The organism is Weizmannia sp. CD-2023, from assembly GCF_036225245.1.
GTDB lineage: Bacteria > Bacillota > Bacilli > Bacillales > Bacillaceae_C > Weizmannia > Weizmannia faecalis.
Genome location: NZ_JARTJQ010000092.1, coordinates 1 through 11,281, shown reverse-complemented (window position 1 = coordinate 11,281; position 11,281 = coordinate 1). Strand labels below are relative to the sequence as shown.

Here is an 11,281-nt window from a genome sequence, read left to right as displayed (position 1 = left end):
CCGTCCGCCGCTAACTTTTTAGAAGCAAGCTTTTAAAAAGTCCGCACGACTTGCATGTATTAGGCACGCCGCCAGCGTTCGTCCTGAGCCAGGATCAAACTCTCAGTAAAGATGTTTGATAAAAGCTCAAAAAGAATTTGACGTTTCGTTTTGTCCAGTTTTCAAGGAACAATCTGTGTCGCATCTTTATGACTGCGACTTTTCTATTATATCAAATGCCGGATAGCTTGTCAACGTTATGTTGCTTGCTCGCTATCGGACGAGTATTAATATATCATGTTGTGAGCATTTGTGCAATAGTTTTTTTGAAATTCGTTGGCAAATTTGAAACCTGGCGCTTCCATTTTCTTTCTGCATAAAACACGACAAACATCTCAGAGGTGGCTTTATTGCGAAAGCCTGACGGACGACTCATTACCCTTCCTATGACAGCGCGTATAGCATCTTAGGCTAATTGACTATTATCACCAACTACAGGTGCATATCGTATCATTGCATCAACTAAATCTCTGTGTTTCCGGAGTTGCATTTGCAATCATATTACGGTCATTTGCCTTATTTCTCTCGAAACAATTTGGGAGCAGGTTTAACTCGTATAGACAGGATTAACATATTCAGCCTTAATCCAACTCATTTTGCTTTGTATTCACTGAATTGAGACAGACGATAAAATGACCATGTATGCAAACCTTTCTCGTTTTTACGGCTTTTTCTTGCGTTGAAATCTTGTCCATTGAGAATCCATATTTTAACGTTTTGATGTCGTTTTCCATGCAAGCCCTCTGGTATAGAAGTTCCCAGTCCACAGTCCATCCTTGTCACAATTGCTGTCCGCAGCCATGCCACTATTGCAAGAGGTTTTGACATTTATTTTGGCGGGGGATACTTTAAAAACCCTTCCGATATAATGTCTATTTTTACTGAATGTTTCTTCCTACTTCAGATTTTTTTATAAAATATGCGATGTTTTTACTTATTTCAAAGTAAACCGCACCACCTCTCGGAAATATAGGTTTATGGTACGGCAAAAAGTGGTATATAAGTTGAGATATCTATAGATAAAAACTATGGATCCATCTAGGAGAGTGATTGTTCATGAAACCTATTGCCACACCGTTTCCACCTGTTTCGATGGGAGACATCCATGTATATGATGATATTATCCAGTATTTTAATTTCAAACAAGTAAAACAAGCGTTGCCGCACCGGCCGAAGTCGATTACCTTTGTCACAACCGGGATTATTCCTTATGACGGCGGACAGACGACGATGCTGCATTTAGGTACGGAACTCAGCAAACTTGGTTTCCAGGTTTACTATTTAAGTTATTTTTCCCAACCGCGGAAAGCGATGGAGATAAACGCTGAGTTTAATTACGCCGGGTATCAAGGTACCTGTCTTGATGTGAGCGCATTGAAGACCCATCAGTCAGATATTTGGATAGGGACACTCTGGGAATCGGTTTATGTTTTTAAAGACAAACCCGGATACAAGATGTATTTTGTTCAGGATTATGAACCTTATTTTTACCCATTTGGCGATCGGTATTATCTTGCGAAGAAGACCTATGAATTAGGATTACATATGGTTTCGCTCGGACCTTGGTGTGCCGAGATGATTGAAAAAGAATGCCGGGTGCAAAGTCCGCTTGATGTGATCCGTTTTCCGGTTGACATGGAACAATATCCCTTCCACCCGAGAAACTTCCTGGATTATAAGAAAAAAAAGGAATTCAGAATTGCAGTCTATACAAAATGGGATAGCCCACGAAGAGCACCGATCAGTATTCAGATTGTTCTCAATAACTTTCTTAAGCTTTGCCAAAAACACGGATATCAGCTGGATATTGTTTATTTCGGCACCGATCAATCCGCACAATTTATTAACGGGAAGAATCTTGGCCAGCTGACGAAAAAAGAATTGCACGAGCTGTATCTGAAATCGGATTTTGGCATTGCACCATCGATGACCAATTTTTCTCTTGTGCCCTATGAAATGATGAGCAGCGGTTTGCCGGTTATCGATTTCTATGAAGGTACGGGCCGAAGCTTCATGCCAGAGAATTGTGCTTTATTTTGTCATCTTGATGAGCAAAGTCTTTTCCAAACCTTCCAAAATGCGATCAGCCATCCAGGGCATATCGCGGAAACGGTTAAGAACGCACAGGCGCATTTGAACACCGTTACTTGGAAGGAAACGATCAAAGATTTTATCAATGTAATAAACGCTATTCAATCCAAAAACAGGATTGTTTCTTGACAAAAGTTTTATATCTTTTTCCAGGGGCTCTTTTTTTATGGGGAAAACTTCTATTGAGGAGGATGAATCCTTCTTACGATGATCCCACCTCCTTTCCCCCGCAATCCCCCTGATCCTCAAAGGATACTTGACAATAAGATCTGTCTCATTTTATCCTTTCTTGACACTGTAGGATGGAGAAAAGCCCGCTAAAATTTGTACACTTCTTCAAATGAAACACATATTTGATTTTCGAGGCAGAAGTGATGTCATTCATCTTAAAGGTACCCTCCTCTCTGGTTTAGTTTGTCAAACCAAATACCAGAGGTTCGGGGGTACCCATTTATTTTAAGCTTCTGCTTTACTTGGGGAATTCAGGTTTACAACTCTCTGACAACGTTCCATCACAAAGGGATCATGAGACACGATTACAATGGTTTTTCCATTGTGATTTAACTGAGATAAAATATCCAAAACTGTATTTCTATTGGTTTGATCCAAAGATCCAGTTGGCTCATCTGCAAGGATAAAATCACAATCCTTCATTATTAATCTTGCTAAGGCAAGTCGTTGCTGCTCCCCACCAGACAAATGATATACCTTTTTATTTAACGATACATCTAATTGTAATTTCTCCAACAATTGTGTTTTGCTATTTTTATCCCACCGTTTTTTATCCACGCATGCGAGGTCAAGGTTGTAATTAACTGATTTATCATCAATTAATGCGAAGTTCTGAAATAAGAAACCTATTTTATGCCGTAGCAATTTTTGAGCGGTGTGCGAATTGGGTTTAACATTTTGTTTTCCAAATACATTTATCGTCCCAGAATCAGGGCGTTCTAGCAGACCCATCATATTCAATAATGTCGATTTACCCGTTCCGCTATTCCCGGCTATACAAAGGAAATCGCCTTGGTTTATAAGAATATTAAAATTTTCAAAAACTATTTTATCCCCAAAGCTTTTATAGATATTTTGCATTTCACAAATCACCATATTAGACACCTTCTTTCAGGACCTGTACTGTATTTTTTCTTTCAAAATAGATAATGATTAAAATAACTAACCCTAGCTCAATTAATACTTTTACAATAAATATATTGAAAAAATTTGAATCGATTAAAAAGATTCCACCTATGAATTCAAGTATATCGGTAAGGAGTAGAAGTAATAGTACCTTTTTATACTTTTCAACAAATGTATGGCCAAATGCCTTTTTTAAAAAGAACTCAAACTTATTCCGTTCAAATTGTAAATAGATGTTTTGAAGCAAAAGTATTGTTAATATTAAAAACATGAATAATAAAATGTAACCTATTATCTTGGCTTCCGAATGTAAATCATTAATTTCACTTAGGATTACCTCGTTTGATTTGACAAGATACGGAAGATTATCATCCAATTTAAACTCCTGTAACTTTGGAAGCAATTGCTTATAGGTTCGCTCCGAATCACTGTTTATTAATTTGATAAACAATGTTTGATTACCGCTAGAGGTGTAATGGATATCTGGTACTAAAGCATTTCCTTCAGTCATAACTTGGATAATTGGATCAACAATATTATTATTATTATTTGGCATAACATCGGGATTCATTGAAAATATTTTTTGACCGGATTTCATGTATATAAAATCAATTTTTGTACTTTTGGCTTTATCTGCTTGATGATAAAAATCCCTATGTAATTTATACATTTCCTCTCTAAATGATGTAAAATAATCAAGGTTAAAATCTTCTTTTTTCTTGTATTGTTCTGGCACAAGAATAACGGTATGCTCATTTTCTTCATTAATCACAATCTTGTTTCCTTCTGTATCAAGAATCGGATACTTGTTTAAATAATTGGGATTCACCTCGATATACTTGATAATATTATGACGTGCGTTTAATTTTAAGCTATCTTCCGTATATAAATCGGAATCGATATATATAGCATGAAACTTCTGATTAAGATACGAATACAATTTATATGCCGGAATATCAAGTGGATATTTACCTTCCCTGATAACATCGGAATCATTTCCAGTCTTTACTGGATAAAATACTCCATAGTTATGAAATTCCGACCAGTGATGAAGACTGTTTTGTTTTTGATTAATTTGGGTTAAGTTCGTAAGTAAGTTGACAGCCATTATTAAAATTGTAATCGAAACGACTACCTTAAATATACCATTTAAAATTGCAATTATACCAATTGGTTTTTTCCCTTTAATAGAGCTAGCTATTCGAATGTTTTTGGCATAAAGAAAACATAAACTGGTCAATACAACAATCAGTATGACATATATAATAAAATTTGTTATATAGACCTTTTTGACAAACGCAAAGTTATTATCTTTAATCAAAAACATCCATGGAATAATTATAAGACTGCTAGCTAAAAAAACCTTCGTAAAAAATTGAATAAAAATCTTTAAGGAGATGGATTTAATCGTATAACCATTAAGTCTCATCACCGATATTTCTTTTGTTCGGGATATTAAATAAAATAAAAAGGTAAGGATCATGATTGCTACAAAAAAGATAGCTATCATCTTCGTATCCATCGCATTGTTGATTTCTGTCTTTGTTGATCTCGTTATATTTGTATACATTTCCGGTCTGAAATAATTTTTACCTATTGCTTTATTCACATAACTCACGTAATCATGAATAAATTTATTGTATTGTTCTTCTGATGCTGCCTCTAATTTGTAAAGACCCGAGTATTTATAATTGGCTGTTATGTTATCCAATACATGGATGGAATAGCTGTTTTTCCCTCCAAAATTCTTTATAACACCTACTTGGTCTTTGGATGCGGTTTTATCAGTAGAAATAAACCTATCAGGGTTCATCATATCTTTTATTGTTAAACCACGACCGTTTACAATCTTCATTTTATCAAATAAGCGTGTATCTGTTGACAAAAATAAATAAGCCTTGGTGTATGTTTTTTCTTTTTTATCGTCGTAATAAGATACGGTGCGAATAATATTCACTTTGTTCTTTTTTGCGGCTTTTTTTAATAATGTTAGTCGCTGCGGATTCGCATTCACAACATCTTCTGGTATCTCGAAGTTATAAGTATAGTCCCCCGATGGATCAACTAATTTTTGATAGCTTTCTGCCTGATAAGAATAATAATTTGATAGAGCTAGTGTTATAAACATGATAAAACTAAATATCGTTAAGAAGCGTTTCAAATTATATCCTCCTCTCAACTCTAGTTCAATCGGAGCGATAGTTAAAGTTAAAGCGTTCTACACTCTCATTTAATGCCATTTTTTGTCTTCAAGGAGTTCTTTCAGCTAAATACCCGTGTGCCTTACTGTTATCTACCGTTCAATAATAAAATATTTCCCAGCTGGGTTTCTTTTCGAAGCAGCTCTCGAGACCGTTTCGTTACTTCACCCCGCGTTTTTATTTGACATCTTTTTATTAAGATAGCATCATGACCACCCATATATTACCAACGTTTATTCATCGTCACGGATTCAGGCTTACCAATAATGGCCTTTTTCTTTTCCTGTGCGGTAAATCCATACACCCCAAGCAATGACCATCAAAAAATTGTAAGCCTTAAGCCAAGGGGGGACGGGGTCAAGGATCATAATAATAATGAAACCTGTCATGCTCAAAATCAAAAGAATTACTAAAAAAACTTGATTTTTCTTGCTCATTTTCAATCATCCCTTTTCCATGAAAGTTGAAATTCCAATGATGCTTGGTATCTGCCACGCGGATTTTTTTCTTTATGACTGCTCCCTTCCCCCTTACATTCGCCAGCCAGGGTTGCACAGGTCATCCCCAAAACAGCCGTTCGTTGCTGCAAGTGTATCGGTTGTAGGCCGAGTACCCGGCACGGTATAATATTTTTATATACGAAACTTTCTTGTGGTTTATTTTTTTCCTTTATCATGGGGTGCATATTAAAGCGATTCAACGCTCACCAGTGCAGCGGAGATTTAAGCGTTCCGAGGCTAACGAGCCGGTTCGCTTTTTTCGTTCAGCCTGACAGCGCGGCGGTGTTCGGCATGATCCCGGGCCAAAAAATAGGCAATGCTTAGCAAAATGATGATCCCGCCAACTGCCTGGAACCAGGAAATTTTTTCTCCGAAAAGCAAATAGGCCAAAATAGCTGCGCCTACCGGTTCAAATAAGATCGCGACAGAAACAACCGATGCACTGATCCATTTGACAACCCAGCTAAAAACAGAGTGCCCGGCAAGCGTTGGCAAGACGGCCAGGAGGAGAAAACAGATCCAGTTGCGGGCGGAATACGGGTAAAAAGCTTCTCCGGCAAAAAGCACATAGAAAAACAGTACAACCGTTGACGCGAGGTAGACGACAAATGTATATGGAACCACATCCGCCCTTTTCCGCACGTACTGGCCGATCATCATATAAGCTGTAACAAAAAGGCAGGAAATGAGCGCCAGAACATCGCCGTAGAGTGCTTTTCCGCTGATAAAAAAATCGCCCCAGCTGATCAGGATGCTCCCGAAAATGGAAAATGCAGCACAAACAATCGCCTTAAGAGAGAGCGGTTCCCGAAAAATAAAATAGCTGCCGGCAAATGCAAAAACCGGTTGCAATGTTACAAGGACAGTCGAGCTGGCAACCGATGTCAAGTTCAGCGATTCAAACCATAAAATAAAATGGAAAGCGAGCAATGCCCCGGAACTGATGGAAAAGAGCAAATCTTTTTTCAGCATGCGCATTTTCGCTTTCTTTCTGGCTGCCAGAAAGATTGGCAGCATGATGATGGTGGTAAAGAATAACCGGTAAAAAGCAATCACACCGGCATCCGCCGTGCTGTATTTTACCAAAATGGCGGAGGATGTGACAGCAAGTACGCCCGCGATTAAAGCAATATAAGGATTCAAATTGCGAATTCTCCTTTTTTTGATTATTTACTTTTATTTTATAGCGCAGAAGCAGCATTGAACAGTATTTTTTACAAGGGGGGAAGCCGGATGGTTTTTGGGGATTTGGAAATTTTATATAAACTGGGAATTACAGCCGTGCTGGGGCTGATTATCGGGCTGGAAAGAGAATTAAAACGGAAACCGCTTGGACTGAAAACCAGCCTTGTCATCTCAATTATCAGTTGCCTCCTTACCATTGTTTCCATCCAGTCTGCCTATCTTTTCAACCATGCCCATAGTGTGCAGATTACAATGGACCCGCTCCGGCTTGCCGCACAAATCGTTTCCGGGATCGGTTTTCTCGGGGCAGGGGTGATTTTAAAAAAAGACAATGACACCATTACAGGCCTGACCACCGCCGCCATGATTTGGGGCGCAAGCGGCATCGGGATTGCTGTCGGGGCCGGTTTTTATATGGAGGCGATTGCCGGCGTCGTGCTCATTATCATCAGCGTGGAAATCATCCCTTATTTAATGGGCAAAGCAGCGCAAACAAAGTTGCGCAATAAAGACCTGATTATAAAAGTGATCGTCCGCAACAGGGATGCCATACCATGCGTCCTCGATGCGATTGAGAAGCAGCAAATTACAATTGAAAATATCCGGATCAAAGATTTGAAAGATCAAACCCATTTAGTCGATTTAAAGGCGCGGGCGAGCTACAAACATACAACGGTGGATGTATACCGCCATATTTCCGGCATGGATGAAGTTGCGGCTGCAGAAGTAGAGAGCTGAATTGAGCTTTTTACTGGGCAAAAACCGCTTGCTTTTCCCGGCCAGGCCCAAGGGTTCCGGATATTCAGCAGCAGCCGGATTTTCTCCATCTTTGCTCGCACCCGCCGGCAAGTAAGGACGTCGTTACGAAGCGCTTATTTTAAACCAGGAAAAGGATGATCGCAAAATAAACGACCATTGCTGCCAGGCCGAGTGGGAATGCAAAGCGCGCATATTCCATGCTTGAGATTTTTAATTTTCCCGCGGCAATGATATTCGGAATATTCCCCGGCACGAGCATTCCGCCGCTAATCAGCAGGCCCATCAAAATATCTTGAATCGCCTTATCACCCATCGCCGGGCTGATTTCGGCCGCGGCAAGGGTGGCGTTATCCAAAACAGCAGAAACCATATTGATCCAATACAGGACAAGCGGGCTGAGATCCAGCAAATAGGCTTCAATAAACGGTTCAAATCCTGCCCCGAGCAAAGTGAGCGCCATGACAAACAAGTAAATCTTGGAACTTCGGATGACAATTTCCTTGTATGATTCTGAAGCCGATTCAGTTTTTAGCCCTTCATCTTCCTTCGCGACTATGCCCGGTTCTTTTCCTGCCGCGGTTTCCATGGCGCTTGCATACTGCCCCGGTTTGACGATCAAAGCAGCCAGTACGCCGAAAAGAATGACAGCTGGAATCACTGAAGTACCGGTAAGTCTCAGCAAGTAAAAAAAGTCCGCATCCAGTTTGCTCACGACAATGGTGGAAAGCGGCTCCCCGATCGGCGTGAGCACAGCTCCAAGGCCAATGGCGAAACAGGCGAGGACAACCAAACGGACTTCCGTCTTCCGGTCAAGCCGCAAAAAACGAATGACCGCGACAAGAACGATGGCGGCAACAATGGCGGTGATGACGCTCGACAGCAAACCGAGTATGATGACAAAGAGCGCAATAAACAAACGAAACGGCATCGCATGGCTGATCCAACTGATTCCTTTTTCGATCGGTTTCTCAAACCAGCGGAACAAAAGCCCCATCGCAAGCACAGCAATCGTAATGTTGAGCGGGTGCAGTAGCGCTTCCTGCACAAGATGCCAGGAAAATGACCGGCTGACAATACAAGCTGCCACGCCCATTACAAACAAAAAAACTTCCAGATTCCTTTCCACTATTTTTGTAAACGGCAGGCACAGCACCAATAACAAAATAACCGACAATCCCATTACCATCAAACCACTCCCTTTCTTTTCTCTGGAAAGCAAAAAAGCCTGCCACCGCGGGACATACGTATCCCTTGGTGACAGGCTCCTCCTTTAAAAAATGCTCTATTCCATTGTCAAAACCATCTGCGTTTCACAGTAATGCTCTATCTATCATAACATCTACCCCGCATTGGCGCAATGGTGTACATCCTCATTTGCAAAAATTTGATCTTCTTTTGCCTTTTAACGAATTGATTTTATGAATAATTCATCCCCACTCATTAGGGTTTGCGGAACGAATTCGATTTGTGAGCAAGCTTCGCCAATATATCTACGAAAAAAGCTTGATGTTGTTGAGCAGCTTTCGGGCGCAAGGTTTTTCCTGCAATTTTTATAAAACTCTTGACGGCCAGAGCTGTCAGAGCCCTTGCTTTGCTTATTCAGCAAGCCCTGTTTATGGCACGATCTTCTTTTCCTGTGCAAGTCCATGGCGTTTTAATACTTTATTCACAATCAGGTATACAGGAATGGAAATCATAATTGAAAGAACAGACATTGCGACCCATGCACGGCCTATTCCATAAAGGTTTGAGATCAGACCATTTAGTGATAAAGCAATAACAGTAGTTCCGGCTTCCAACGTGTTAAAAAAAGACAATAAAGTGGACCTGTTTTCGTTTGTAATATTCTGGTTTAAAAAGGTGTACCGGATGATTTCTTCGCTCGCTGTGATCATCACATGCAGAAAGAATACACTGATGGCAATGAGATAGTTATGAATGACCACACTCAATATGATCGCCAACGTATTACATAAGGTGCTCCCGATCAGAATATAAATTTTATTATCCGATAGAGCGGATATTTTTCTTGATAAGTAGGCGCCCAATATACTAAAAAGGTTCACTCCGATTAATATATACCCTGTATTTAAAGACTGGCGGCCTTCCTGAAAAAATAATTGCCATTGATTGAAAGGCCCTGTAACGATGAGAGATAACGGCAAAAATGATAAGCAGATCAGAAAAAAACCCTTGTCCTTTCTTAAAAAGAAAAATCCATCTTTCATTGTTTCCGCTAACATATGAAAACTGTTTTTTATTGCTTTTGCGCCTGCTTGTTTTTGTTTTCTCGGCACAGGCTCTTTCATAAAAAATACGGCTACCATCATGGGACATAAAAGTAAAATAGCCCCCGCTAAAACAGGATAGCTTAAATCAATATTTCCTAAAACTTGTGCACCAACATACCCTGCTAATAAGCTGAAAGTAGTACCGAATACTTGATTATTAGAAAATACCTTTTCAAACGGATAATCCTTTTCTTCCTCATGAATGCTATCTATCATCCAAGAATCCACAGTCCCCGATCTTAAAGATTCGCCAAGTGAAGTAAAAACCGCGCTAAGGATCAGAAAAATCATATTTCCCCAATCAAAAAATAACAGGAACAGGCCAATACTCCTGATCACGCAACTGCTCATCAGCGTTTTTTTCCTTCCGAAAGTATCCGCAATCACACCAGACGGGATTTCCGTAATAAAACCGACAATCCAAAAAATGGATAAAAACAGATTAATATCAGCATAACTATAATGGATAGACTTCATATATAAATATAATGTCCCGCCGAACACCATAATCCCCATGTTATACAAAATATTAATCGCATAATAGGTGTTTTTAATTCTTTGAATCCTATTCAAGTTTCATTCCCCACTCCCAAGACATGCAGTATCATATGAAAAACTGCCGAGGCCTGCTATGATTGCTTACCTGTATGGAGGACTTGCTGAAGGAATCCAATTCTGAGTTTGTACACAATTTGTCAGCAAGGATTTGTCTCAAAAAATATAGAAGGATCCATCTTTGAAAAGGCGATTTTTTCTTCTCAAGTGCAAGCTTTTCCCTGGATTTTTTATAAAATCCTTGCATCTAATTTTTTGCCGAACATGTTAGCATCCTTGCCAAATCCAGTAATTTTGCTTATTCAGCAAGCCCTATGTATCCCCCCAGCAAAGAGGCCACGGTTAAAACAGACGTTGTGAATGAGACTACTTTTTAAAGTGCCCCTCAAACATACCTGATTTTGTTATCAGCAAATTTCAAATCATCTTTGAAAACAAACTGATCTGATATATTATAGCATATGGTGTACGGATTTGATGTCTCCATTCAAAAAAATGAAACAAAAAAACCGTTATTTTGATC

Annotated in this window: 8 protein-coding genes, 1 rRNA gene and 1 pseudogene; 2 read left to right on the top strand and 8 right to left on the bottom strand. The window is 39.5% G+C overall.

Annotated elements, in window-relative coordinates; genetic code table 11:
• Both P9687_RS13835 and P9687_RS17355 read right to left on the bottom strand, forming a co-directional pair.
• Positions 1-110, bottom strand: a 16S ribosomal RNA gene (locus P9687_RS13835); the annotation flags it as partial.
• A gap of 335 nt (positions 111-445) precedes the next feature.
• Positions 446-717, bottom strand: a pseudogene (locus P9687_RS17355) (zinc ribbon domain-containing protein); the annotation flags it as partial.
• A 552-nt stretch (positions 718-1,269) separates the two neighbouring features.
• Between P9687_RS17355 and P9687_RS13830 the strand changes: the two are divergent.
• Positions 1,270-2,259: a glycosyltransferase family 1 protein gene (locus P9687_RS13830; protein ID WP_233896581.1), complete on the top strand. Its 990-nt coding sequence runs from the start codon at positions 1,270-1,272 to the stop codon at positions 2,257-2,259.
• A gap of 327 nt (positions 2,260-2,586) precedes the next feature.
• Here P9687_RS13830 and P9687_RS13825 read toward each other — a convergent pair whose 3' ends face one another.
• The 4 genes from P9687_RS13825 to P9687_RS13810 form a co-directional block, all read right to left on the bottom strand.
• The gene (locus tag P9687_RS13825) at positions 2,587-3,234 is read right to left on the bottom strand and encodes a putative bacteriocin export ABC transporter (RefSeq protein WP_199772176.1); all 648 of its coding nucleotides are present in this window, start codon (positions 3,232-3,234) and stop codon (positions 2,587-2,589) included.
• A gap of 4 nt (positions 3,235-3,238) precedes the next feature.
• Entirely contained in the window at positions 3,239-5,428 is a 2,190-nt protein-coding gene (locus P9687_RS13820) for a DUF1430 domain-containing protein (RefSeq protein ID WP_260832019.1), read from the bottom strand.
• A gap of 297 nt (positions 5,429-5,725) precedes the next feature.
• Complete coding sequence (locus tag P9687_RS13815) at positions 5,726-5,905, bottom strand: hypothetical protein (protein ID WP_035191149.1); 180 nt, start codon at positions 5,903-5,905, stop codon at positions 5,726-5,728.
• 300 nt (positions 5,906-6,205) lie between these two features.
• Complete coding sequence (locus P9687_RS13810; RefSeq protein ID WP_061577719.1) at positions 6,206-7,111, bottom strand: DMT family transporter; 906 nt, start codon at positions 7,109-7,111, stop codon at positions 6,206-6,208.
• Positions 7,112-7,201: 90 nt separating this feature from the next.
• Between P9687_RS13810 and P9687_RS13805 the strand changes: the two genes are divergently transcribed.
• The gene (locus P9687_RS13805) at positions 7,202-7,891 is read left to right on the top strand and encodes an MgtC/SapB family protein (protein WP_029142729.1); all 690 of its coding nucleotides are present in this window, start codon (positions 7,202-7,204) and stop codon (positions 7,889-7,891) included.
• Positions 7,892-8,030: 139 nt separating this feature from the next.
• Here the strand turns inward: P9687_RS13805 and P9687_RS13800 are convergent, their stop codons facing one another.
• Entirely contained in the window at positions 8,031-9,098 is a 1,068-nt protein-coding gene (locus P9687_RS13800) for a DUF1646 family protein (RefSeq protein ID WP_328228666.1), read from the bottom strand.
• 427 nt (positions 9,099-9,525) lie between these two features.
• Positions 9,526-10,776 (bottom strand): MFS transporter, encoded by a 1,251-nt coding sequence (locus P9687_RS13795; protein ID WP_168986115.1) that lies wholly within the window; start codon positions 10,774-10,776, stop codon positions 9,526-9,528.
• Positions 10,777-11,281 lie beyond the last annotated feature (505 nt).

Bases quoted from the DNA above. Each gene is read 5' to 3' on its own strand.
- P9687_RS13830 (WP_233896581.1), top strand. From the start codon at position 1,270: ATGCTGCATTTAGGTACGGAACTCAGCAAACTTGGTTTCCAGGTTTAC.
- P9687_RS13815 (WP_035191149.1), bottom strand. From the start codon at position 5,905: ATGAGCAAGAAAAATCAAGTTTTTTTAGTAATTCTTTTGATTTTGAGC.
- P9687_RS13805 (WP_029142729.1), top strand. From the start codon at position 7,202: ATGGTTTTTGGGGATTTGGAAATTTTATATAAACTGGGAATTACAGCC.
- P9687_RS13800 (WP_328228666.1), bottom strand. From the start codon at position 9,098: ATGGTAATGGGATTGTCGGTTATTTTGTTATTGGTGCTGTGCCTGCCG.